This is a genomic window from Streptomyces sp. NPDC055239, assembly GCF_053606205.1.
The window spans coordinates 50,037-74,936 of the sequence record NZ_JBSGRD010000001.1; the positions used below are offsets into that span (position 1 = coordinate 50,037).

At 70.4% G+C, this 24,900-nt stretch carries 16 protein-coding genes; 4 read left to right on the forward strand and 12 right to left on the reverse strand.

The features are described 5' to 3' along the window. From ACWFRJ_RS00240 to ACWFRJ_RS00285, 10 genes are all read right to left on the reverse strand, one after another. Positions 1–1,524, reverse strand: coding sequence for a right-handed parallel beta-helix repeat-containing protein (locus ACWFRJ_RS00240; RefSeq protein WP_453523324.1), 1,524 nt, complete (start codon positions 1,522–1,524; stop codon positions 1–3). Between the two features lie 11 nt (positions 1,525–1,535). Continuing rightward, a complete protein-coding gene (locus ACWFRJ_RS00245) occupies positions 1,536–3,506 on the reverse strand; it encodes an alginate lyase family protein (RefSeq protein ID WP_453523326.1) in 1,971 nt (656 codons plus the stop codon). Continuing rightward, a complete protein-coding gene (locus ACWFRJ_RS00250; RefSeq protein WP_453523328.1) occupies positions 3,506–5,707 on the reverse strand; it encodes a bi-domain-containing oxidoreductase in 2,202 nt (733 codons plus the stop codon). The genes ACWFRJ_RS00245 and ACWFRJ_RS00250 overlap by 1 nt, the downstream gene beginning before the upstream one ends. 61 nt (positions 5,708–5,768) lie before the next feature. Then, a complete protein-coding gene (gene asnB, locus ACWFRJ_RS00255; RefSeq protein ID WP_453523330.1) occupies positions 5,769–7,697 on the reverse strand; it encodes an asparagine synthase (glutamine-hydrolyzing) in 1,929 nt (642 codons plus the stop codon). 3 nt (positions 7,698–7,700) lie between these two features. Then, the gene (locus ACWFRJ_RS00260) at positions 7,701–9,227 is read right to left on the reverse strand and encodes a Wzz/FepE/Etk N-terminal domain-containing protein (RefSeq protein ID WP_453523332.1); all 1,527 of its coding nucleotides are present in this window, start codon (positions 9,225–9,227) and stop codon (positions 7,701–7,703) included. Next, positions 9,224–10,618 carry a Wzz/FepE/Etk N-terminal domain-containing protein gene (locus ACWFRJ_RS00265; RefSeq protein WP_453523334.1) on the reverse strand — a complete coding sequence of 465 codons (1,395 nt, stop codon included), beginning with the start codon at positions 10,616–10,618 and terminating at the stop codon, positions 9,224–9,226. Before ACWFRJ_RS00265 ends, ACWFRJ_RS00260 begins: the two co-directional genes overlap by 4 nt. Beyond that, positions 10,615–11,880 carry a glycosyltransferase family 4 protein gene (locus ACWFRJ_RS00270; protein WP_453523336.1) on the reverse strand — a complete coding sequence of 422 codons (1,266 nt, stop codon included), beginning with the start codon at positions 11,878–11,880 and terminating at the stop codon, positions 10,615–10,617. The genes ACWFRJ_RS00265 and ACWFRJ_RS00270 overlap by 4 nt, the downstream gene beginning before the upstream one ends. Next, positions 11,870–13,186, reverse strand: a complete 1,317-nt coding sequence (locus ACWFRJ_RS00275) for a nucleotide sugar dehydrogenase (protein ID WP_453523338.1) — start codon at positions 13,184–13,186, stop codon at positions 11,870–11,872. The genes ACWFRJ_RS00270 and ACWFRJ_RS00275 overlap by 11 nt, the downstream gene beginning before the upstream one ends. Before the next feature lie 73 nt (positions 13,187–13,259). Beyond that, positions 13,260–14,738 carry a sugar transferase gene (locus ACWFRJ_RS00280; RefSeq protein ID WP_453523340.1) on the reverse strand — a complete coding sequence of 493 codons (1,479 nt, stop codon included), beginning with the start codon at positions 14,736–14,738 and terminating at the stop codon, positions 13,260–13,262. A 697-nt stretch (positions 14,739–15,435) separates the two neighbouring features. Next, a complete protein-coding gene (locus tag ACWFRJ_RS00285) occupies positions 15,436–16,965 on the reverse strand; it encodes a CoA transferase (RefSeq protein ID WP_453523342.1) in 1,530 nt (509 codons plus the stop codon). 588 nt (positions 16,966–17,553) lie between these two features. On the opposite strand from ACWFRJ_RS00285, the gene ACWFRJ_RS00290 reads away from it, so the two are divergent. The 3 genes from ACWFRJ_RS00290 to ACWFRJ_RS00300 all read left to right on the forward strand — a co-directional run bounded on the left by ACWFRJ_RS00290 (position 17,554) and on the right by ACWFRJ_RS00300 (position 20,929). Further along, complete coding sequence (locus ACWFRJ_RS00290; protein ID WP_453523344.1) at positions 17,554–18,378, forward strand: TauD/TfdA dioxygenase family protein; 825 nt, start codon at positions 17,554–17,556, stop codon at positions 18,376–18,378. Continuing rightward, the gene (locus ACWFRJ_RS00295; RefSeq protein WP_453523346.1) at positions 18,379–19,743 is read left to right on the forward strand and encodes an MFS transporter; all 1,365 of its coding nucleotides are present in this window, start codon (positions 18,379–18,381) and stop codon (positions 19,741–19,743) included. It abuts the gene before it with no gap. 121 nt (positions 19,744–19,864) lie between these two features. Further along, positions 19,865–20,929, forward strand: coding sequence for an LLM class flavin-dependent oxidoreductase (locus ACWFRJ_RS00300; RefSeq protein WP_453523348.1), 1,065 nt, complete (start codon positions 19,865–19,867; stop codon positions 20,927–20,929). 35 nt (positions 20,930–20,964) lie between these two features. Here ACWFRJ_RS00300 and ACWFRJ_RS00305 read toward each other — a convergent pair whose 3' ends face one another. After that, positions 20,965–22,155: an MFS transporter gene (locus ACWFRJ_RS00305; RefSeq protein WP_453523350.1), complete on the reverse strand. Its 1,191-nt coding sequence runs from the start codon at positions 22,153–22,155 to the stop codon at positions 20,965–20,967. Between the two features lie 176 nt (positions 22,156–22,331). Here ACWFRJ_RS00305 and ACWFRJ_RS00310 point away from each other — a divergent pair, with 176 nt between their 5' ends. Next, positions 22,332–23,564 (forward strand): ROK family protein, encoded by a 1,233-nt coding sequence (locus ACWFRJ_RS00310; protein WP_453523352.1) that lies wholly within the window; start codon positions 22,332–22,334, stop codon positions 23,562–23,564. A gap of 4 nt (positions 23,565–23,568) precedes the next feature. On the opposite strand, the gene ACWFRJ_RS00315 is transcribed toward ACWFRJ_RS00310, so the two are convergent. After that, the gene (locus tag ACWFRJ_RS00315) at positions 23,569–24,783 is read right to left on the reverse strand and encodes an MFS transporter (RefSeq protein ID WP_453523354.1); all 1,215 of its coding nucleotides are present in this window, start codon (positions 24,781–24,783) and stop codon (positions 23,569–23,571) included. Positions 24,784–24,900 lie beyond the last annotated feature (117 nt).

Here is a 24,900-nt window from a genome sequence, read left to right on the forward strand (position 1 = left end):
TCAACCACCGGCCCGTGGTGAGAAGGTGCTGTCCGCGTCCTGCTCGTACGGCGCGCGCTGCCACTGCCCGGAGTCGAGCACCCGGCTCGGGTCGTGGGCGACGAACTGCCAGGCACCGAGATAGACGTTGTCGTGCCAGCGGTTGTGCTGCTTGAGGGTGATCGCCTCAGCCACCCCTTCGCCCTTGTACGGCGACCAGTCCGGATAGGTCCCGTAGTTGCCGAGGACCGCCATGCGGTCGCACCGCTCCGTGCACTTGACGACGGACTTGTCCAGGACGAAGCGGTTGTCGTGGATGTCCACCCGCTGGGTCTTCCACCGGCAGTCGGCCTTGAGGGGCGCCTTGGCTATCGAGGGCTTCGCGCAGCGGTCCTTGTCCTTCACCAGCAGCGTGCAGTCTCCGGACGAGGTGTTGGCCGGGCTGTTGCAGAACCGGTCGGCGTTCTCCCACAGGGTGATGCCGTTCCAGTTGTTCTCCAGCACGTTCCGGTAGATCTCGATCTTGTCCGTGCGGGCTCTGACCCGTGGTTCGCCCCCGGCCTCGGACACGTAGACGGTCGCGTACGGGAAGTCGTCGTCGCGGTCGGCGGCCCTGCGGCCCTCGACCCAGTTGTTCCGCCGGATCGTGTTGTCGCGGATGACCGCGTTGTAGCTGATCTCGTAGATCAGCGCGGCGCCGTCGTTGGCCTCGATCACGTTCTTCTCGATGCGGAAGTCGTTGTTGTTGGTGTCCGCCCACAACCCGGTTCCGTGGTTGCCGTGCACCCAGTTGCCGCGTATCTCGGCGCCGTCGACGGCCCAGAACTTGACGCCTCCGGTGCAGCCGCAGCCCGGCTTGCGCCGCTCCCAGTCGCCGGTGTTGTTGCCCACGATCTCGTTGTCCTCGACCACGAGGCCGCGGATGGAGTTACCGGCCTTGTACGCGTTCATTCCGTACTGTCCGTTGTCGCGAAGGCAGTTCGCGCGGACCCGCTGGTGGGCACCGGCCATCAGCCCGGCGCCGGAGTTCTTCTGGATCGTCGCGTGCTCTATCACCCACCCGTCGGCCGACTCGTGGTTGACCACGCCCTCGTCCGGCGGAGACACGAATCGCTGCACGGTCAGATGGCTGATGGTGACGTCGGGGGCACTGCCGCTGAACGCGTACGCGTTCTTCTTCCGGCCGTCGAGCACCGCGCCCGGCGCGCCGATGTAGCGGTTCCCCTTCTTGGGGATGACCTGGGCATAGCGATCCGGGTCGAGCCTGTGCTTGCCCGGTCGCAGCCAGAACGTGGTGTGCGGAGGGCTGCTCTTGGTCTTCGCGGCCAGGTCACCGACCTTCGCGGGATCGACCTTCACCGCGCCCGCCGGCGCCTTCGAGGGACCGGTCGCGGGGTTGGCGCAGACCCGGGCCACGGATCGGGCCGCGGACTTGGACGGCGCGACGGTCGGCTCGGCCCGGTCGCTCGACGCGCTGTCACAGCCGGTCGCCAACAAGGCAAGAGCCACCACGGGCAACGCCCAGTTCCGCCACTTGATCCCCACGCGTCCCCTCCTTAGCCCTGGAACCTGAGTACGGTCGTGAACTCCTTGGTGCGGTCGGCGAAACCGGTGCCGACCAGCGTGGTGGCGGGCTCCTTGCGTCCGAAGCCGGGGGAGTACCAGCCGAGCGGCGGGTCGCTCTCGCCGCGATGCGCCCGCCAGTTCAGTTGTCCGGGCAGGTCGAGCACCGCGGAGCGCTCCTCGCCGTCCCGGGCCCAGGTGAGCACGGCCCGGTTCTTCTCCAGGTCCGCGGTGATCGCCGGGCCGAGGTGGAACGCCAGGCGCACGGCCCGGCCGGGGCCGCGCATCTCGTCGACCACCCGCAACTCCTGCGCCACGGCGCCCAGTTCCACCCGGCGGCGGTGCACGGAGTCCTGGTAACCGTCGTGCTCGCCGCACCAGCGGGCCACGTCCTCGTCGGACGTGTCCGCGACCAGGACACGGCTCTGGGCATGCCGGGTCCACAGGAACGGGCCGCCGGAGACGGACTGGTCGCCGTCGTCCAGTTGCAGGGTGTTGTGGCCGAGGGTCGAGCGGAAGTACTGCCGCCACTGGGGCTGCCCGTGGTAGCAGAACGTCCCCGGGTCGGCGAGCACGTCGACCCCGTCGTGCCGGACCTCCACGGACAGCGCGTCCGCGTGGGCGTGCGCGGCGATGGACAGGAAACCGTGCGGACCGCCGTCGCAGCGGCACCAGATCTCCCCCGGACCGCGCAGGATGGTCATGCCCGCGTCGGCGAAGTGAGCCGGTCGGCTCGCCGGGCGGGCCACGGCCGGTGCCGTCCCCTTGTCCGGATACGGCCGGATGAGCGCGGCGAGCAGCGGGGTGCGCACATCGGCGCCGGTCACCGCCGGCCACCAGGTGAGGCGGCCGAACACGGCGTCCCCGGTGGCGAGGAGCGAGGCCCAGCGGTCGGTGCCCGCGCCGTCCACGATCAGACCGTGCCCGTCGTCCGCGTCCCCCTGGCGCGGCGGACGCAGCCGGTTGTCCACGACGGCCGCGAGCGCGTCGGTCATCCGCAGCAGCACCAGATGGACGGACGCGGGGACCGGCACGCCCGCGGCATCCGCCTCGGCCACCGCGGCAAGGCCGAGTTCGAGGACAAGCCCGTGATACTCGGTGGCCAGCTCGCGGTTGAGGCCGGAGGGGAAGGTGTTGCTCCGCAGATGCCGCTCGAGGGAGCGCAGCGCATCGGCCCGCCAGCGCGCCGATGACGGGAACCAGTCGAACGCGCAGGACGCCGCCAACTGCCCGGCGGCTTCGGCGATGACGTGGTTGTTCGCCGAGGACCCCCGGCTGGGGAACGCGGCGAGCCAGCGCTGGTGGTGCCAGATCTGGTTCTGCGCCACCGGGTTGTCCTCGAAGAGGCCCGCCGCGCCCGACCAGCCGTCGAGCAGTCGGCGGATCCACACCCAGGACAGGAGGCGGATGCCCAGTTCGATGCCGCTGATCCAGTGCACGCCGCGCAGCGGCGGGTTGGCCGTCCACCACGACCGCAGGTGCGCGGCCACGCGCTCGGCGTACCGCTCGTCCCCAGTGATCGCGTAGGCGGCGGCGAGCACGGTGAGGTACTGATGCCGGGACGGCTCCCAGATCTGCTTGATGTCCCCGACCGCGTTCTCGTCGCGGTACGGCACGTCGAAGGCGTAGCCCCATGGCGCCCGGCGGCCGGTCTTCGGGTCGTACCACCAGTCCGGATCTGCCAGGTCGTCGCGGGGCACCCCGAAGTACTCGGCGTGCCCCTCCATCAGCCGGTCCGCCTCGGCGATAAGGCGTTTCGCAGCGTCCGGCGGCACCGCGGCGAACGTCCCGGCGGGCAGTACCGCCGTGAACCGGGCGCCGCTCACGCGCGGGCAGTCGGGCGGCGCCGACCGCCGCCACTGCCGTCTGCGCACCGCGTCGCCCACCCGGCCGCCGATCTCCCGCGGTTCCATCCGGGAAAGGCGTCGCAGGTACCAGCCCGGACTCAGCGAGTTCACCGTCATTACGCCCCCGCCAACGTCACCGGCACGCCGCCGGCCAGGCCGGCCTGTACGGCGAGGGTGGCCGCCGTGGTGGCGACGAGGGACTCCAGCGGCACCGGCATCGGCCCGCCTGTCCGTACGGCCCTGATGAACGCGGCGAGCTCGGCGTTCTGGCCCTTGTCCCGGGCCTTCGGCAGCCGCGAACTCACCCACCGCTTGCGGCCGTACACCGACGAACGGACGAAGTCGTCGAGCCGCAGCACCTTGCCGTCCGCGACAAGGTCGAGGGTCTCCTTGGGGAAGCCTGGCGCGCCGGTGGTGACGTAGCTGATGGTGGCCGTGGACCCGTCCGGGTAGCGCAGCACGACCTGGAGGTCCTCGTTGCCGGACGAGGCGACCGCGTACACCGAGACCGGGTCGGCCTCCAGCAGCCAGCTCGCCGTGTCGATGAAGTGCCCGCCCTCACCGGCGAACCGCGAGCCCTCGGTGCCTTGCTGGAGGTACCAGCTGCCGTGCCCGAGCTGGCCCGCGTTGATCAGGTAGCGGAGGCTCGCCGGACCGGTCCGGGCGCCGAACCGCGCCTTGGCCTCCCGAAGGAGCGGCGCGAACCGGCGGTTGAAGCCCACCTGCAGCCGGTCGTTGCCGGACTCCTCCACCGCCGCGAGCACACCGGCGAGGTCGTCCTCGGTGAGGGCCAGGGGCTTCTCCACGAACACCGACTTGCCGGCGAGCAGCGCCTTGCGCGTCAGTTCGGCGTGCGAACTGTGCCGGGTGACCACGAACACCGCGTCGATGGACGAGTCGCCGAGCACGGAGTCGAGATCGGTGGTCGACCTGGCGAAGCCGAACTTCCGCTGCGCGTTGGCCGCGGACAGCGCCGTCGTGGTGACGACGGTCGACAGCTCGACGCCGTCGCGCTGCGCCAGGTGCGGAAGGAGCATCGACGTCGCGTAGTTTCCCGCGCCGACGAACGCGAGGCGCACCGGCGCCTTGGCGGACCGGGCCGGGGTGGACCGAGCCGGTGTGGACGCCCGGTCGCCGCGTCGCACCGCGGGCACAGCGACCTCAGGGGCGACCGCTTCTCCCGCTTCCGCCACCTGCTCGGGGTAGCGGAACAGCACGGCCACGGCCTTCAAGTCGCCGTCCTTCAGACGCTGGTACGTCTCGACGGCGTCATCGAAGTCGGCGATGTGGGAGATCAGGGGCTCCACGTCGACGCGGCCGCGGGCCGCCAGATCGAGGAAGCACGCCAGATTGCGGCGCTCGGTCCAGCGCACGTAGCCGATCGGGTAGTCCCGCCCCTCGAGCTCGTACTCCGGGTCGTAGCGCCCGGGGCCGTACGAACGGGAGAACCGGACGTCGAGTTCCTTCTCGTAGTAGGCGTTCCACGGCAGGTCCAGGCGGCACTTGCCGATGTCGACGACCCGGCCCCGGTCCCGGCTCAGCCGGGCGGCCAGCTCGACGGGCTGATTGCTGCCGCCGCCCGCGGCCAGATACACCTGGTCCACACCGTGACCGCCGGTGAGCTCGGCGACGTAACTCTCCACGGCCGCGGAAGCGGGATCGCCGCAGGCCGCCGCGCCCAGGCGCTCGGCGAGCTCGCAGCGCGTCGGGTCGGGGTCGACCCCGACGACGCGGACTCCCGATGCGGTGAGGAGCTGCACGACCAGCTGCCCGATCAGCCCGAGGCCGATGACGAGGGCCACCTCTCCGAGCTGCGGCTCGCCCTGGCGGACGCCCTGCATCGCGATCGACCCGACGGTGCCGAAGGCCGCGTGCCGGGGCGCGAGGCCTTCCGGCACCGGGGTGTAGAGGTTCTTCGGCACCCAGTTCAGCTCGGCGTGCAACGCGTGCTCATTGCCGGCGCAGGCCACGAGGTCGCCGACCTTCACGTCGTCGATCCCGGTGCCGACCTGCTCCACCACCCCGCACAGCGAGTAGCCGAGCGGCGTGTAGGAGTCCAGCTTGCCCATCACCTTGCGGTAGGTGGCGGGCACCCCGTTGGTGGCCACGCTCTGCATGACCTTGGCCACCTGGTCAGGGCGGGAGCGGGCCTTGCCCACCATCGACATGCCGGCCTCGGACACCTTCATGAGCTCGGTTCCGGTGGAGATCAGCGAGTAGGCGCTGCGGACCAGGACACCGTTCGGCTTGCACCCCGGCACCGGCACGTCGAGCAGCGCCAGTTCGCCGCTCTTGTAGTTCTGCACAACCTGTTTCACCCGAGCTCCTCTTGTTTCCACGCTGTCCACGCCGTTCACGCCGTTCATGCCATCCACACCGTCAGGCTGCTTGGCTCTGGCCGGAGCCAGAGGTCGCGCCGCGATACCAGTACTCAAGGGTCAGTACGTGCCACAGATGCTTGGAGAAGTCCCGCTGCCCGGCGGCGTCCTCGGCGACCATGCGCGCAAGCGCGTCGCGGCGCAGGATCCCGGAATTGACGAGCACACCGTCGTTCACCACCTCGCGCACAAGGGGCGCGAGATCCCGGCTCATCCAGGCGCGCAGCGGGGCGCTGAACAGGCCCTTGGGCCGGTAGACGATCTCCTTGGGCAGGATCGAGGTGGCCGCCTCCTTGAGGACGGCCTTGCCCTGCCGTCCGACGATCTTGCGATCGCCGGGCACGGCGAACGCCGCCTTGACCACTTCGACGTCCACGTACGGCACCCGCACCTCGGTCGACGCGGCCATGCTGGAGCGGTCCGTGTAGGCGAGGTTCAGGCCCGGCAGGAACATCCGGGCGTCGCCCAGGCACATGCGGTTGACGAAGTCGTCGAGGTCGTTGTCCTGGTAGATGTCCGCGTGCTCGGTCAGCACGTCGTCGACCGTCCCGGCCAGGTCCGGGTTGACCAGGGCGAGCAGCTCGTCCTGGTCGTACATGGTGTAGCTGCGCCGGAACGCGGTCTCCTCCGGCAGGTCGGCGAAGGAGAGGAACCGCTTCGCGAAGCGCACCGAGCGGTACCCCCGGCGGGCCGTGGCGACCGGCAGCCGGTCCACGGTCGACGACAGGCCACGCCGCAGGGGCCCGGGGATGCGCTGGTAGCGCAGCGCGAGCACGTTGGCCAGGTGCTTGCGGTACCCGGCGAACAGCTCGTCGGCACCCATCCCCGAGAGCATCACCTTGACCCCGGCATCCCGGGCGGCCGAGCAGATCAGGAAGGTGTTGATCGCGGCGGGATCGCCGATCGGCTCGTCCAGGCTGTACGTCATCTGGGGCAGCAGGTCGAGCACGTTCGGAGCGATCTCGATCTCACGCAGGTCGACGCCGAACTGCTCGGCCACCTGCCGGGCATAGCGCAGATCGTCCGGCATCGCCTCGAACTTGGCGTCCTCGGCGCGGAATCCGATCGTGTAGGCGGAGATCCCGGGCTGGTGGCGGGCCGCGAGCGCGGTCAGGTAGCTGGAGTCGAGGCCGCCGGAGAGGAAGGTCGCCACGGGTACGTCGGAGAGCAGGTGACGCCGGTTCGACTCCTCGACGATGGCCGCCAGGTCCGGCTGTTCGCCGCTACGGGCGCGCTCGCGGCCCTCGGCGGCGACGTCCCGGAGGTTCCAGTACTGGCCGCGCTCCACCCGGCCGTCCGCCTTGCACCGCAGCCAGCTCCCCGGCGGCAGCTTCTCCGCCTCGCGGAACGCGCAGCGCGAGTCCGGCACCCAGTAGTAGAGGAGCGAGGCCACAAGCGCCGCATGGTCCACCTCGAGCGACCCGCCGGTCACGGCGGCGAGCGCCTTGAGCTCGGAGGCGAACACCAGGCCCGTACCGCGCCGCAGCAGGAAAAGCGGCTTGATGCCCAACTGGTCCCGGGCGAGCACCAGTTCACCGGTTCGCTCGTCGAAGATCCCGAACGCGAACATGCCGCGCAGCTTGGGCAGGCAGTCCGTGCCCCAGCGCCGCCAGGCCTCGAGGAGCACCTCGGTGTCGGAGGTGCCGCGGAAGCGCACCCCGGCCGCCTCCAACTCGGCGCGCAGCTCGGGCGCGTTGTACAGCTCGCCGTTGTACGTGAGGGCGAGGCCGTCCGAGACCATCGGCTGGGCGCCGGTCTCGGACAGGTCGATGATCGCCAACCTGCGGTGTCCCAGGTGTACTTCACCCTCACCGGCGGGGTGGCTGTACCGGCCCGCCCCGTCCGGACCACGGTGAGCGAGGGTTTCGGTGAGCCGGTCGGTCACGGCCTTCCCGTCCGGCCATCGGTAAGTGCCTGCGATGCCACACATGTTCTACCGCGCTTCCTGGTCGCTGTCCGGGACCCGTACGGGCCATGACGGCGGCTCCGTCAGGAGCCGGCCTGTCCCGTCCTGCCGGGCAAGACGTTCGTTGTGGCCGCGCAGCGCGGTGTGCAGCCCGTCCCACAGGGTGCCGTCGGTCCTGTCCCGCGGATCGGGGTCTATGAGCACCACACCGATCACCGGGACGAGCAGGTCTCCGAGTTGCCGCGCCACGGTGTGCAGCCATGCGGTGCTGCCGTGCCCGGCCCGCACGACGAGCACGGTCTGGGTACCGAGGTCCTGGAGGCCGGTCCACGCCGTGCCGGGCGAGACCGAGCCGACACCGAGCCGGCGCACCTGACGCGGCACGGCCGCGGCACCGTCGACGCTGACCACGTCCGGGCCTCCCGCCTTCTGGCGGCGGCCGGCGCGCTCCAGGGCCGGCAGACCGTCGACGACGACCACAGGGCCCTCCGCCGCCAGCGCTCTTGCGAGGTCCAGGGCGATCACGCTCGTGCTGCGCGCACAGCCCAGTTCGAGGAGCGACACCGATTCCGCGGAGCCGCGCACGGTACGGGCCAGGGTCGCGATGAGCCGTTCGCGTTCCGCCCGGGTCCGCCGGGGATGCCAAAGGCCCACCGACCGGTGAGGTGCGCGGCGCAGCTCCGCGATGACCGAGGCGCCCAGGTTCACTGCGATCTCCCGGCGCAGCACGGGGCGGTCCCTGACCACCGAGCCCACCGCGGCCACCGCGAGCCCGATGACGAGCCCGAGGACGGCCCCGATCCCGGCGTTCGTGAGGGCGGTCATGGGCAGGGAGTGCTCCACCGCGCGCGGGGCGTCCACGATCTGCGTGCCGGCGATGAGCCGGGGCGCGCCCATGCTCGCCTCCTCGGCGCGCTGGTCGAAGTCGGCGATCCGCGAGGTGAGTTCGGCCCGGCGGGCGAAGAGCGACTCGGTGTTCGCCGATCCCTGCGGGTCGCTCTCCGGCTTTCTGCCGCCGATCGACTTGTTGACCTGGGCGAGGTCGTCCCGCATGCGGTCACGCTGGTCGCGCAGGGCCTTGGCATCGGCCTTCGCGGCGTCCTGCATCCGCTTCACGTGATCCGCGATGAACGCGTCCGCGAGTGCCTTGACCCTGGCCACCGCTTCCTTGTCGCTGTCACCCGTCGCATCGATCTGCAGCAGGTTGTTGGTCAAGCCGGCCCCCCGGTAGTCCCGCATGAAGTCTTCGGGGCGTTCGGGGGAGTTGAGGGACTTCAGGGCCTTGTCGGCGATCCGCGTGGTCTGCAGCAGCTCCACGTCGGTACGGATCAGCGTTCCGGTGTCGTTCGGCTGGTCCTCCTGATGCGCGACAAGAACTTTGGCCGCCGCGCTCGGCGGCGCGGGACGCAGAACCGCCAACGCCGCGCCGGCAAGGAGCCCCAGCAGCGCCAGGGAGCACCAGAAGCGGCGGCGCCTGCGCACCGCCACCACCAGTGCCTGAAGGTCGAGGAGCGGAGAGGTTGTCGACGACTCCGCAGTCGTGCTCGTCGTCACACCGAATCTCCTGTCGCGTGGCCGTGAACCGCGAGCGCCGGAGCGGCGCTGTCCGCGGAATGGCCGGTCGACTGCGTCGTACGGGCCCGGACCGCGCCGGCGATGACGATGCCGACGACCTCGTGCCTGCCGTCCGCACACGCCCCGGCGATACCGGCGAGCTCTCCCGCCGTCCAGCTGCCCGCGCTGAGCACGACCAGGGCGCCGGACTCGGTGTCGCGGTCCGGCAGCACCGGCTGGGACACCGAGACGTCCACCACCCGCAGTACGGGGTATCCCCTGCTCGAAGAGCCGGGGGAGGGCTCGCTCGTCGCCTCGGCCACCAGCTGCGCGGCGGCCCGGCGGGCGACCTCGTCGCCGTCCGGTACGACGACCAGCAGTTGCCGGGCGGCCGGCAGCTGGGTCCGGAGACGGGCGCACACCCGCCGGTAGCGGATCCGTCTCCCGGCCTCGTCGCCGGACGCCTGCGGGGCCGGTATGTCCCATCGGGTGTCGAGGCGCAGGAAGTGACGGATCCGAGCCCGCGGGCCACTGTCCTGCGGCCGGTGCGCACGCCGTTCATCAAGCACATCGACGGTGCCGATGAGCGCAGAGCCCAGCGCCGCGGCGATCTCCGGTTCGGTGCGCAGCCGGCGATTCGCCCGTGCGGCGGCGAGATGGCCGATGACCGCGAACAGGAAGAACAGCAGCGCCCCGCCGGCGATGAGCTGCATTCTGGTCGGCGGCGCCTCGGCGGTCGGCAGGGCCGCGGGACCCATGACGACCATGCCACCCTTGTCGCTCGCCGGGTCGGCCTGCTCCAGCTTCTGCATGGCCTCCTCCAGGGAGGTGCGCAACTTCTCGAGCGAGGTACGGGCCTCCACGCTCTCCACGGACTGCCCCGGATCGGCCGCGTCGGCCAGGTCGGTGATGCGGCGGTTGGTCTCCGCCACCTTCTTCCGCAGTGCCTCGGGCTTCGTGGTCGCTTCGGGGGCGGCGCTGCCGCTCGCGATCCGCGTGGCGAACGCGACGAATTCCTTGGCCATGCGGTCGGAGAGCTGCTGCGCGCGCTTCGGCGTTTCGGCCGTCCCCGAGATGTTGATGATGTTTCCCTCGGTGGCCTTGGCGCTCACGCGATCCCGCAACTCGGCTCCGCCGCCCGACCAGTTGAGCGAGGCGGCCGTGCGGTCGACCACCTCCGAACTGGTCGCGATCTGCGCCTGGGTCAGCAGCTCGCGCTCCTCCCACTGCCCCGGCAGAAGTACCGCTGCCGACGCCGTGTAGCGCGGAGGGAACAGCACCGAGGTGCCGTAGCCGACGAGCGCTCCCACCACCACGAGGGTGGTGAGAAGCCGCCAGCGCCGATGGAGAATACGCCCGATCGTGGCCAGGCGTATCGGGTCCTCGCTCAACGGCGCGGCCTCCTCCCCGTCCGGACCGGGCCACCCGCCGACACCGCGGTGCGCTCACGGCAGGCAACGGCGTAGGCGGCGAGCAGCGAGGCTTGGGAGTTCTGCCAGGAGAGCTGTCCGCCGATCCGCTCCTGGCCGATCTTGCCCATCCGGGCCCGCTTCTCCGGATCGTCCAGGAGCAGCGTGATGAGCTCGGCGAACGCGGCCTCGTCGTTGGCGGGCGCGTACACCGCGGCGTCACCGGCCGAGACCCGTGCCTCCCGGAGGTCGAACGAGACGATCGGCCGGCCCATCGCCATGTACTCGAGGACCTTGTTCATGGTCGACACGTCGTTGAGCGGGTTGCGCGGGTCGGGGGAGAGGCACACGTCCGCGGTGGACAGGTAGCGCACCAGGTCGGCGTCCGGAATGCGCCCGGTGAACTCCACCTGCTCGGAGAGCCCAAGCTTCTTGGACAGCTCCACCATCGCGTCGAAGGCGTCGCCCGAGCCCACGAACACCGCATGCCAGTCGGTCCGCCCGAGCTCGTCGCGCAGTTTCGCGAGGGCCCGCAAGGCGTAGTCGACACCGTCCTGAGGGCCCATCACGCCGAGGTAGCACAGCAGATGAGGCTTGCCGCGCTTCAACTCCGGCTCGGGCGGCACCGGTTGGAACCGGTCCGTCTGGGGCGCGCTGCGCACCACGAAGACGTCCTGAGGCCGCTTGCCGCCACGGCGTACCGCGACGTCCCGGTAGCTCTCGTTCGTGGCGAGCACGATGTCCGCGGCCCGGTAGGTCATCCGCTCGAGCGCGCACACGGCGCGGTAGAGCAGGTCCTCGCCGCGGTCGAACCGGGAGAGGTACAGCTCGGGCACCAGGTCGTGCTGGTCGAAGATGAACCGCGCGCCGCGCCGCTTCATCCACAGTGCCGGAAGGAACAGCAGGTCGGGCGGGTTGCAGGCGTGGACCACGTCGACCGGGCCGACCTTCCGGGCCAGGCGGACCGTGTGCCACAACGCCGATCCGTACTCCCGCAGATAGCCGGCGGGTCCTCCGGTGGCCGCGCGCAACGGGTAGCGGTGGATGGCCACCCCGTCGATCTCTGCCTCCGCCTCCGTGTCCCGCTTACTGCCTTGGGGACAGATGACGTGCACGTTCCAGCCCGCGTCGCGCAGAGTCGTGCACTCCTGCCACACCCGTCGGTCGAACGGCACCGACAGGTTCTCCACCAGGATCAGCGCGCGCCGGTTCGACCGGTCGCCGCCTGTTGCGTTACCAAGCAAGGCCCACGTACCCCGGTTCGGTCCGGCGCGTCTCGGCGTCGGGAAGATGGATGAGGTCGACGATCACCGGGCTTTCGCCATGGGGCAGTGCCGAAAGGACGGCAGGCTCCTTGGTCCCGACCAGGCACACCTCGGAGTGCTCGAGCACCTCGTCGACGGAGTCGGCGAGCAGCTGCGCCAGGTGCGGAAGACGGGTCTCGATGTACTCGCGGTTCGCGCCGAGCAGCCGGGAGAGGTTCACGTTGGGGTCGTAGATCCGCAGGTCGTACCCCTTGCCGAAGAGCCTCTCCGCCAGCTCGACGAGCGGGCTTTCGCGCAGGTCGTCGGTGCCTGGTTTGAAGGAGAGACCGAACAAGCCCACTCGGCGCTTGCCGGTGCGCTCGACCAGCTCCACCGCGCGCTGCAGATGGTCGGCGTTGGAGGGCAGTACGTGGGAGAGGATGGGCACCGAGATGTCGGCCCGCTGCGCCGCGTGGACCAGGCTGCGCAAGTCCTTGGGCAGGCAGGAGCCACCGAAGGCGAAGCCGGGTCGCAGGTAGGCGGGGCTGATGTTCAGCTTGCGGTCGGCCAGGAAGACGTCCATCACCTGGTGCGAGTCCACCCCGAGCGCCTGGCACACCGCGCCCAGCTCGTTCGCGAAGCCGATCTTGAGGCCGTGGAACGCGTTGTCCGCGTACTTGATCGCCTCGGCCGTCGGGATCGGCACCCGGAACACCTCGCCGGGCAAGCTGTCGTACAGCGCCGCCACCGCGTCGCCGCTCGCCGGGTCGATCTCGCCGACGACGGTCTTGGGCGGGTCGAAGAAGTCCCGCACGCTCGTGCCCTCGCGCAGGAACTCCGGATTGACCGCGACCCCGAAGTCCACCCCGGCGGTGCCGCCGACGTGCTTCTCCAGGATCGGCACGAGCAGGTTCAGGCAGGTGCCCGGCAGCATGGTGCTGCGGAACACGACGGTCTGCCGCCCACCCCGCTCGGCCAGCGCGTCGCCTATCTCCTCGGTGACGCGCTCCAAGTACGTGGTGCACAGGCTGCCGTTGGGCTCCGACGGTGTGCCCACGCAGATCAGCGACACCTCGCTGTCCATGATCGCCTCGCGGACGTCGCCGGTGGCGCGTAACGCCCCGGTCCGCACCACCTCGGCGATCATCTCGCCGATCCGCTCCTCGACCACCGGCGCCTTGCCGTCGTTGACCAGGTCGACCTTCACCTGGTTGACGTCCACCCCGATGACCTCGTGACCCATGCTGGCCAGGCACGCGGCCGACACACAGCCCACGTAGCCGAGCCCGAAAACGCTGACTCTCATGCCCTGTCTCTCCCCCCGGGCAGGCCCTTGCGGCCTGCCCTCCCCATACCGGCCGAACGCCGAACTCCCCGCATCAATAGGCCCCTTGGCCGTAGAGCACCGCACGCAGCGTCTTCCACAAGATCACTGTGTCCAGGGCGAGCGACCAGTCCTCCACGTACCGCAGGTCGAGGCGGACCGCCTCTTCCCACGGCAGGTCGCTGCGTCCGCTGATCTGCCACAGCCCGGTGAGCCCGGGCTTGACGAGCAGCCGCCGCCGGATGTCCGGGTCGTAAGCGGCGGACTCCTCCGGCAACGGAGGCCGCGGACCGACGAGCGACATCGATCCGGTGAGTACGTTGAAAAGCTGCGGGAGCTCGTCGATCGAGTACCGGCGAAGGACTGCTCCCACCCGGGTCACCCGCGGGTCCCGGCGGAGCTTGAACAGCAGCCCCGCACCCTCGTTGCGGCCGGCCAGCGCGGCGCGTGCCGCGTCGGCCCCGGCGGACATGGTGCGGAACTTGAAGATGGTGAACTCGTGGCCGTCCTTGCCGACTCTGCGCTGGCGGTACAGCGCCCCGCCCCGGCTCTCCGCCAGGACGAGCAGCGCGACGAGCACCATCAGCGGCGCGAAGAGGACCAGCAGGATCACCGCGCCCAGACGGTCGACGATCCCTTTGATCGCCCGGCGGCCCCCGGTGAAGGTCGGCATGCTGACCCGCAGGAGCGGGATTCCGAGCACCGCGTCGACGTGCAGTCGCGGTCCCGCGACCTCCATGAGCACGGGGGCCACGATCATCTCGGCGTCGCTGCCTTCGAGGTTCCAGGCCAGGCGCTGCAGCCGGTCCGGTGACCAGTGCGGGTCCGGCGTGACCGCGACGACACGGTAGCCGTCGCGGCGGACGTGGCCCGCGACGTCCGTCAACTGGCCGACGACCGGCACTCCGTCCAGTTGGTCACCGTCGAGCCCGAGTCCGTCCGTCGTGCACACGGCGTCCACTTGCCAGCCGAGGTGCGGGAACTTGCGGGTCCGGGTGATCAGGTCGTGCACGGTGGCCAGGCTCCCGGCGGCGAGCACCGGTCGCAGGCACCTGCCTTCCTTGCGCTGCTTGTGCAGCCAAAGACGCAGCAGATACCGCGCGGTCATGGTGACGAGCGCGATCGCGGGGATCGCGACGAAGATCCAGAGCTTGATGTTGCGCGAGGTGAGAGCGATCCCTCCAAGCGCGAGTACGACGACCGCGGTGAAAAGCGAGCGGCCGAGTCTGCGGAATTCCTCGGCGCCCTGGCCGAGTACGGCTGGAGCCCACGCCCGGCTCACCGCGAGCGCGCCGAGTACGAGGAATTCGGTGCCGAAGGCGAGAATCGTCCACTTCTCGTGCCAGTTGGCCGCGTCCCTGGCCCCGAAGAAGTTGCCGATCGCCATCACCACAAAGGCGGTGGTGACGGTATCGCTGGTGATCACGGCGCGGCGATACCGCTGTTCCCAGTTGGTAGCGGGCCGGCCGATTGTCCCGTTCGTCAGACGCCCGCGCGCCGACGGAAATGGGCTCGCTAACTCCCCCTGCTGCACAGAACCCCCCCAGGTCGCCAGTGGTTCGACGTGTTCGCCGAACACTGTTTCGCGGAAGGCCCCCGCCCCCCGCACCGCACTGTTCCCCCACGGGACGCCCCCGCCTCCCGCGCATGACATCCCGGCTACTTCAGCGTTACTCGAACAACCCGCCCTGGCGACAGCGGACTCGCATGTTCTGCCAGGCCCCCCAGGTGCGCGAGAACCCGTCGAAACCCTTGGGTGTTCCCCACCCCCAAGGCCCCCGTTCGGGCTTCAAGAAATGATCACCCCCACGTCTGGTGCCGGGGACACGATTGCTGGCTTTCCCGACGCCGGACCCATAGATCATCATTCGTCGCTTCATGTCCGAACTGCTGAAGCACGGTCAATTTAGACCATCGGGATCAGCGTGTAGAGGGTCTGTGTGGAATTTGTGCTGAACTGTTGAGACTGGGTCGATCGATCAGTGACGGCGCACGGGTGGCTCGGCGACGAAGGCGTGCCCTGTGAGCTGTGACGATGGGCTGTCTCCGGCCCGTCGGAACCGGCAACTCCAGGGCGTTCAGGCGCTGATAACTAGGCCGGAAACAGGCCATGCTGACCCCTCCGGAAGCCCGGACTCCTGCAGTTGTGGTACAAGCGGCCTGCGGACAGGGGGAGTTGGCCCGAACGGTTGTCCGCGTCCAAAACGAATTTCCGCGTCCTCGGCTGTCGGTCAGCTGTGCCGGGGAAGCCAGACGGGGGCGCCGCTGCCCCGGGGGACCAGGATGTCGCGGAAGCGGCCGGGGGTCCTGGACATGATCACCTGGTCGGTCACGCCCTGGTAGTGGCCGCAGGGGGTGTCGGCGCTGAAGGTGTCCGGGTCGAGGTAGGCGTGCGGGGAGCCGGGGTCGGGGTCGAGGGCGGTCTCCTGGGCGTAGGTCCGGTCGAAGACGCCGAGGCTGAGGATCCAGGCGGCGATGCGGGTGAGGTTGAGGGTGACGCGGTAGCTGCCGCCGTCGGTGGCGCGGCGCATCAGGGCGGCGAGCGCGCCGGTGGTGGCGAGCCAGGACAGGACGTAGTCGTTGACGACACTGATGTACGGCAGGCCCGGCGTGCTGGTCGGCCCGGCCGTGACACCGTCATCGCCCTCCATCAGCATGATGCCGCTGAGCGCCCCGGCGGTCTGGTCGAAGCCGACGCGGTGCGCCCACGGGCCGGTCTCACCGGCCAGGGAGAGGCTGACGTGGATGATGCCGGGGCGGATCGCCGCGGCCTGTTCGGCGCTCAGGCCGATCTTCTCCAGGTAGCCGGGGCGGCGGTTGGCGTAGAAGAGGTCGGCGCCACGCAGCAGTTGGTGGATCCGCGCCTGCCCTTCGGGACCGTACGGGTCGATGGTGGTGGAGCGGACGCCGACGTTGGCGCTGTTGTACGTGGAGTCGTGCTCCAGCTCGCCCGGCCGCCAGATGTTGAGCACGTCCGCACCGTGCTGGGCGAGGTCGCGGCCGACCCCGGCGCCCGCGATGATGTGGCCCATGCCCAGGGCGCGTACGCCCGAGAGCGGCTGGTCGGCGGCGGAGGTCAGGGGTTCGGGCTCGCTGTCGCCGATCTTCTCGATCTTGATGAGCGGTTCCCGGGCGATGTGCTCGTACACCGGTTCCCTGAGGAATTCCTCGGTGGTGCGCAGCATGGGCATCACCACACCGATCTCGTCACCGGCCTGCTCCAGGTCGGCGGCGTCCCACTGGGCGACGGCGTCCGCCACGGCCTGCTTCTCGGGCCAGGTGCGCAGGAGCTTGTAGACGGCGTTCTTGATCTTCGGGTAGGGGTTGAGCGGCATGACCCAGCGGCCGTCGCGTGCCTGGTAGAAGTCGAAGCCGAGCGCGTTCGCCGGATCCGACGGGGTGCCGCCCGGGTAGCCGCCCAGCAGTTCCCACTTCTTGTCGTAGAAGGGGCAGAGCCGGTGCGGGGCCTTGCGCAGGTCCATGGAGATGTCCTGGCCTTCGCCGCCGCGCTGCCGCCAGAGCGCCGCAAGGGCGACGGACTTGGCGGTCATGCCCAGGGCGGGGACGGCGCCCAGACGCATGATGCTCGGGACGACCGGATCGCTGCCGATGAAGTCGATCCCTCCGCCGCTGTCCTCGGGGCGGAGGCCGGCCGAGGCGAGGACCTCGCGCAGGGCCTGGTGGATGTCGAAGCCCTCGTCGTGGGAGAGCGGGTGGGCGATGGCCTGCTGGATGCGGGCGGTGAGTTCTTCGGCGCTCATGGATGCTGCCGCCTTTGCGTGATGAGGGTGGTGAGGGGTGGTGAGGGCGGGCTGCCGGCGGCGGGGGCGCGACCGTATTAGTTGTATAGTGCAACACAAGCGTAATCCCGGGCTGCCGGTGACGCAAAACGCGACTCGCGATGTGCGTGTGACGCATGTGATGTGTGTGGCGCGTAATGACGACTGGCTGAGCGGCACCCCAGGAAGTCGTAACGCGCGCATGGCAGGCCCATGACGGCGCCGTTGCAACATGGTGGCGCTCAACACGTGTGTCTTGAACGGAGTTTGGCGCCGGGATAGCTTCGGCGACATGTGGATCTGCCGGCGGTTTCGAAAGCGACGGGCCATCGATCTGATGCGCGTCGCCACCGCGGTGTGTAGCTGACCACTCCTCACCCTCTGCGCCGAGCCAGGCCTCCCCAACGTCCTGCCGCAACGCAACGCAACGCAGCGCTCCGCGCAGCACCGGCACTCCGCGGTACGCGGACCCCCGTCGACCTGACCTTCGTAGATCTCGGCCGCCCACCTCTTGGAGGGGCCGGTTCAGCACGTCGCGTTCGACCACCGCACAAGGAGGAGAAGAAGACCATGACCACCGTCGCCACTCTCGACATCCTCAGGGCAGGACCGCGCTTCGGCGCGGAGATCACGGGCGTCGACCTGACCGCCCCCGTCGACGAGGCCACCGCCGAAGCACTGCGGCAGGCCTTCCGGGACCACAAGGTCCTTGTGTTCCGCGGCCAGCACTTGACCCCTGACCAGCATGTCGCTGCCGTACGGATCTTCGCCGAGCCCTTCGACCACCCGACCGCGGCGAAGGACCGGGCCAATCCGCTGGTCTACCCGTACAACGTGCGGCAGACCGGCAAGGCCAGCTCCTGGCACATCGGCGGTCTGTGGCGCGACCCGGTCTTCGCCATCGAGTCGCTGACGTACGAGGTGGTGCCCGAGCTCGGCGGCCACACGCTGTGGGCGGATCTCCAGGCGGCGTACGACGACCTGTCGGCGCCGTTCAAGCAGCTCCTCGAGTCCGTGAGCGCGGTGTACGACGGCAACGCGGAGAACTACGCGCAGGGCAGCAAGAAGACCGCGAGCGGACCGACCATCGAACATCCGGTCGTCCTGACGCATCCGGCCACCGGCCGCAAGGGCCTGTTCATCAGCACATCGGCGACCGGCCTCACGGGCGTGACGCCCGCGGAGAGCAAGGTTCTGCTCGACCACCTCCTGCGGCACGCCTCCTCGCCGAACTACACGATCCGCTTCGGCTGGCGCCCCGGTGACTTCGTCCTCTGGGACAACCGCGCCACCTGGCACTACGCCGTCGACGACTACGGCGACGGGGCACGCGTCTACCGCAAGGTCATCGGCGTGGAGCCGGAGACGGGCCCCGTGCCGGAGGCGCGTTCCTGAATGCTCCCGGGAGAAGACCGCGCCGCCCGGCGCGTCCTGCTGGTCTGTCTGGCCGCGGGTGCGACGACTCTGCTTGACCAGGCGGTGCTGAACATCGCGGTGCCGAGCATGCGGCAGTCGCTCGCGGCAGGTGCCGGGGACGTGCAGTGGATCGTGGCCGGCTACTCGCTGGCCTTCGGTCTCGCCCTGGTACCCGGCGGCAGCCTGGGCGACGTACACGGGCGCAAACGGTTCCTCCTCATCGGTGTGGCCGTCTTCCTCCTCGCGGGGGTGGCGGCCGCGACCGGTGGCGGGCCGGGCACGGTGATCGGGGCCCGCCTTGTGCAAGGGCTCGCGGCAGGGCTCGTCAACTCCCAGGTGATCGGCACGCTTCAGGACGTCTTCCACGGCCATGACCGAGGTCGTGCGCTTGGCCTGTACGCGGTCACCGCCGGTGTGGCCACGGCGCTTGGCCCACCGCTCGGCGGCGTGCTCGTCGCGGGCCTCGGCCCCGAACTGGGCTGGCGATTCTGCCTCTTGCTCAGTGCGCCGTGCGCGATCCTCACGCTGGTCCTTGCGGCGCGTTGGCTGCCCCCGCCCCGGCGCACCGCCCGTGACCCTCGCCTCGACGTCCTGGGGCTCGCCCTGGCGTGCGGCTGCACGCTGACGCTGATGGTGCCGTTCATCCGTACGCCGGACAGCGGGGGAGAGGCCCTCCTCTGGGCGGCCCTCCTTGGCGCATTGGTGCTCACCCTGACCATGCACCAGCGACTGCGGGCACGACGCGGACGGCGGCCCTTGCTGCACCCCGCGCTCAGATCGTCGAAGCAGTACCTGCTTGGCACCGCCGTCGCCATGGCCCAGTTCGGCGCCTCACTGGCCTCGGCACTGGTGCTCACCGTCTTCCTCCAGGAAGGACTCGGCCTCTCCGCCCTGTTCACGGCGGCCGTCAGCCTCCCCTCGGCGCTCGCGATGGGTGTCGTCTCGGCACTCGCGTGGCGGATGGTGCGCCGCATCGGACCGCGCACGGTGGACCTCGGCCTCGCCCTGGGCACCGGCGCCGCACTGACAGGGGCGGCGGCCGCACTCACCGTGCCGTCGGCGGCGCTCCCGTCGGTGTGCGCCGCCGTGCAGGTGCTTGCCGGTGCCGCCGCGGGACTCACGGTCTCGCCCAACCAGACCCAGGTCCTGCAGCACGCACCGGCCGAGGCGGCGGGAGTGGCCGGCGGCATCCTGCAGATGGCGCAGCGCAGCGCATCGCGGCAGCGGTCTGCCTCAGCGCGGTCTCGGCGGTGTACCTGCGTTCCGCGCCGATGCCGCCGGGAGGCAGCGGTCCTCGCTTCGCGTACGCACTCGCCTCGTGTGTCTGCGCCGGGCTCCTCTTGACGGCCTTGGTCCTTTCACGGCTGCGCGGGGCCGCGACCGGTCGTCCACCTCCGATGCCCGCGGCGGCCTCCGATGCCCGCGGCGGCGGAACTCACCTTCACTACAGCGATCGGAAGCTTTGATGAGCCCGGAATTCCTCTGGTACATCCCGAACACCGTCCAGGCCGGTCACCGCGGTGACGACACGACATCCGGCTGGGGGTCCATCGAGTACTCGACCGAACTCGCCCGGACGGCGGAGGACCACGGCTGGGGCGGCGCGCTGATCGGCACCGGATGGGGGCGCCCGGACACCTTCACCGTCGCCACCGCCCTGGCCGCGCGCACCACGACGTTCAAGCCCCTGATCGCCGTCCGCCCCGGTTACTGGCAGCCCGCTCACTTCGCCGGCGCGGCCGCCACGCTCGACCAGCTCAGCCGTGGCCGCGTCCTGGTCAACATCGTCAGCGGCGTGGACAGCCCGGCCGCCTACGGTGACACCAATGTCGATCCCACGGCGCGCTATGCCCGTACCCAGGAGTTCCTGCATCTCGTACGGCGCCTGTGGACCGAGGAGAACGTCACGTTCCGGGGCGACCACTTCCACGTCACCGACTCAACGGTCAGCCCGCGCCCCTACGTCGGCGACGAGCGGGCGCACCCGACGCTCTACTTCGGCGGCGCGTCCGAGGCGGCCGAACGCGTCTCGGCGGCAGAGGCCGACGTGCAGCTCTTCTGGGGTGAACCGCTTGAGGGAATCGCCGAACGCGTCGCACGCCTGAAGGACCTGAGCGAGCAACTGGGGCGCCACCATGCGCCGTTGGAGTACGGGCTGCGGATCACCACCGTGGTGCGCGACACCACCGAGGAGGCGTGGCGCGCGGCGGAGGAGAAGGTCGCCAAGATGGCGGCCGACTCCGGCGAGATCGGCACATGGATGGGCAACCGCAGGACAGCGGTCGGCCAACGGCGGCTCCTCGACCTGGCCGAGCGCGGCGAGGTCCTCGACACCTGCCTGTACACCACGCCGGGCAGGTTCGGTGGTGGGGGAGCCGGGACCACGTGGCTCGTCGGTTCGCCCGACGACGTGGCCGCGGCACTCAACGCCTACCGGGCGCTCGGCGTCACGCACTTCGTGCTCTCCGACACGCCCTACAAGGAGGAGACCCGCCGCATCGGCGACCAGTTGCTGCCCCGGCTGCGGTAACACCACATCGGGTGTACGAGAACGGCCGTCTTCCGTTATCGGCGGGTGGTGAGTCCGATCAGCGCGGCGAGGGCTGCGAGTACGGCGACGCTGGTGAGGGCGATGGGGAGGGTGAACCAGTCGGCCATGAAGCCGATGGCGGGCGGTCCGAGGAGCATGCCGCCGTAGCCGAGTGTGGAGGCGGTGGCGACGCCGTTGGGTCCGGCGAGTGCGCCGGCGCGTTCGACGGCTACGGGGAAGATGTTGGCGAGCCCGAGGCCGGTGATGGCGAAGCCGATGAGGGCGAGCCAGACGGTGGGGGCGAGTGCGCCGAGGAGCATGCCGGCGGCGGCGATGATGCCGCCGGCGACGAGTATGGGGGTTTGGCCGAGGCGTTCGAGCAGGGTGGTTCCGCTGAGCCGGCCGATGGTCATGGCGAGGGCGAAGCAGGAGTAGCCGGCGGCCGCGATGCCGGGGGTGGCGGCCAGGTCCTGTTCGAGGTGGAGGGCGCCCCAGTCGGCGAGTGCGCCTTCGCCGAAAGCGGTGCAGAGGGCGATGAGCCCGAAGACGATCACTATGCGGCGGGTACGGGTGTCGAGGCGCTTCGGGGTGCTGTCCGCGCCGTCGGCGTCACTCGGTCGCGCGGGCGGTTCGAGGCGCAGGAGCGCGCGTCCCGTGACGGCGGTGACGAGCAGGCCGATCGCGGTGAGGGCGAGCAGATGGCGGGTGGGGGACAGGGAACCCGCGATGAGCCCGCCGAGCCCGGCACCGGCCATGCCGCCGAGGCTGAACGCGGCGTGGAAGCTGGGCATGATCGGGCGCCGCAGGGCGGCCACGAGGTCGACGGCGGCGCTGTTCATCGCCACGTTGATCCCGCCGTAGGCGGCCCCGAACACCAGGAGTACGAGCCCGAGCGCGAGTGCCGAATGCGTCAGCGGCGGCAGCGCGATGCTCAGCGCCAACAGCACCCCGCAGGCCACGGTCACCGGATGACTGCCGAAACGGCGGCAGAGCCGTCCGGTGAGCGTCATCGTGATCACGGCACCGGCGGAGACGCCGAGCAGGGCGAGGCCGAGGTCGCTGGCTGATGAGCCGGTCTGTTCCTTGATGGCGGGGATGCGGACGACCCACCCGGCGAAGATGAAGCCGTCGAGCGCGAAGAAGACGGTGAGCGCGACACGGAGCCGGACAAGGCTCGGGGGAGTGGCCCGCGACGCTGCGGACGTGGTTTTGTTTAGTAGCGGCACAAAAGCAGAGTAGAGGTGCGCGCCCGTGGCGTACAAGACAGTTCCTGTGAGGCGGCGGTCACCGGTGGACGGAAGGTTCCGTTGAGACGGCAGGGGAAGGGCAGTGGAAGAGCGGTGCACGAGCAGATGACGACTGAACGCCGAGGCGGCGTACGGATCATGGGAGACTCGCCCTCATGAACGGCAAGGCTGCCCCCCGTACCGAGGGGGATCTGTCCACGCGTACGCGCCTGGAGCGCGGGCGCGGCGCGCTCGGTCCCGCCCTTGAGCTCATCCACACCGGGCGTGCCCCGACCCGTGCCGTGCTCACCGCCGAACTCGGCGTCACCCGCGCCACGGCGGGCGCCGTCGCCGCCGAGCTCGAGGCGCTGGGCCTGATCCGGATCGACGCGAGGCCGAGCGCGCCCGCGGGCTCCCAGGGCCGCCCCTCGCACGGACTCTCCCTCGCGGACGACGGTCCTGTGACGCTTGCCGCGCAGGTGCACTCCGACGGCTTCCGGGCCGCGCTCGTCGGGCTCGGCGGTCGGATCGTCGCCACCGCGCCCGGCTGCGAGACGATCGACGCCGACCCGGCGCAGGTGCTCGGCTCCGTCATCGAGGCGGGTGCGCAACTGCTGCGGGAGACCGGCAGGCGGTGCGTGGGCGCGGGCCTCGCGGTGCCGTCGGCCGTCGCCGAACCGGACGGCACCGCGCTCAACCCGCTGCACCTGGCGTGGCCCGCGGGCTCGCAGGTGCGCCAGATCTTCGCCGACTGCGTACGGGACGCGGGCATCGCGGGACCGGCGTTCGCCGCCAACGACGTCAACCTCGCTGCCCTTGCCGAACACCGGCACGGTGCGGGGCGCGGCGCCCGCGACCTGCTGTGCGTCGCGACCGGACACCGGGGGGTGGGCGGCGCGCTCGTCCTCGACGGGCGCCTGCACACGGGCAGTTCGGGCCTCGCACTGGAGGTCGGCCACCTCACCGTCAATCCGGAGGGCCGCCCCTGCCACTGCGGGAGCCGGGGCTGTCTGGACGTCGAGACGGACCCACTGGCCTTCCTTACGGCGGCGGGTCGCGAGCCGGGCCCCGAGGGGCTGTTGCAGCAGGCCCGCGAACTGCTCAGCGACCGGGGCGGGGACCCCGCGGTCCGCTCGGCCGCGGAGGAACTGATCGACCGCCTCGGCCTGGGACTCGCGGGCCTGGTGAACATCCTCAACCCGGACCGCATCATCCTGGGTGGCCTGCACCGCGCGCTCCTGGAGGCGGATCCCGAGCGGCTGCGTGCCGTCGTCGCCGACCGGAGCCTGTGGGGGCGCAGCGGCGGCGTACCGATCCTGGCGTGCACGCTGGACCACAACAGCCTGGTGGGAGCCGCCGAGCTGGCCTGGCAGCCGGTGCTCGACGACCCCCTCGGGGTGCTGGGCTAGGGCCCTAGACGCGGGCGCACTCCTTCGCGGCTTCCGGGCTCTGATGCTCAACGTCCGTCGTGGCGTGGCCGGTTCGGTCGCCGCGCAGCCGCTTCAGGTCGGGCAGCAGCGTGACGAGGCCGAGTGCGGCGAGGGCGGCGCCGATCCAGAGCGGCGCCCGCAGTCCGAACGTATCGATGGCGGGTCCGCCGACGGACGTCGCGATGATGATACCGAGGGTGATGAACGAGGTGTGGACGGTGTTGACCAGCGGCCGGGCGTTGCCCGTGCGCTGGACGCGGGTCACCAGGGCCGGGTTCATGGTGACCCCGACCAGGCCGATACCCATCATCAACACCACGGCTGCGAAGCTCAGTTGGGCGAACACGGCGAAGCCCGCGAGGAACGCCAGATTGAGCAGCAGGCCGGTGAGCAGCACCGGGACGGCGTACTTGTCGGCGAGTCGGCCGACGATGGTGTTGCCGACGACGGTTGCCGCTCCGTACGCGATCAGCAGCAGGGGGACGGTGCCGGTGGAGAAGCCGGTGACCTCGGTGAGGATCGGGTTGAGGTAGCTGAAGGCGGAGAACGTGGCGCCGATGACGAAAGTGCTTGTGGTGAGGGTCAGCCAGAGCCGGGGGCTGCGGAAGGCGCCCAGCTCCTGGCGGAGGTCGCCACCGTCGTCGTCGGTGCTCTCCATGCGCGGCACTCCGACGAGGGTGGCGAGCGCGGCGAGGACGGTCAGGACGGTGATGGCCCAGAACGCGGCGCGCCAGCCCAGGTGTTCACCGATGACGGTGGAGAGCGGCAGGCCGAGGAGCGTGCCCAGCATCAGCCCGTTGAGGGCCACCGCGATGGCCCTGCCCCGCACTTCGGGACGGGTCAGCCGTGCGCACAGGGAGATGGAGACGCCGAAGAAGGCCTGCGACGCGATACCGGTGATGACGCGGGCCACCAGCATGGTGCGGTAGTCCGGGGCGAGGGCGGCGAGGACGTTGCCTGCCAGGAAGACGCCGAACAGGACTATCAGAGCTGACTTCTGACGCATTCTCAGCAGGGCGATGGTGAGGACGGGCCCGCCGAAGGCCATCGCTGCGGCGAAGGCGGTGATCAGGTAACCGATCTCCGGGATCGTGGCGTCGAGTCCGTCGGCCATCTGCGGCATCAGACCGGCGACCACGAACTCGCTGGTCACCATGGCGAAGATGCCGAGGGCCAGGAGATAGACGGCGCGGGGCATGGGGGCTCCTCTAGTTATGGACTGAGCAGTACAAAATTAGGGCGTGCGGAAGCCGGTCGGGTCGGGGCGGGGCTGTGCGGTGCGGGGAAAGGCCGGGTCGGCTGGTGAGAGTCAGCG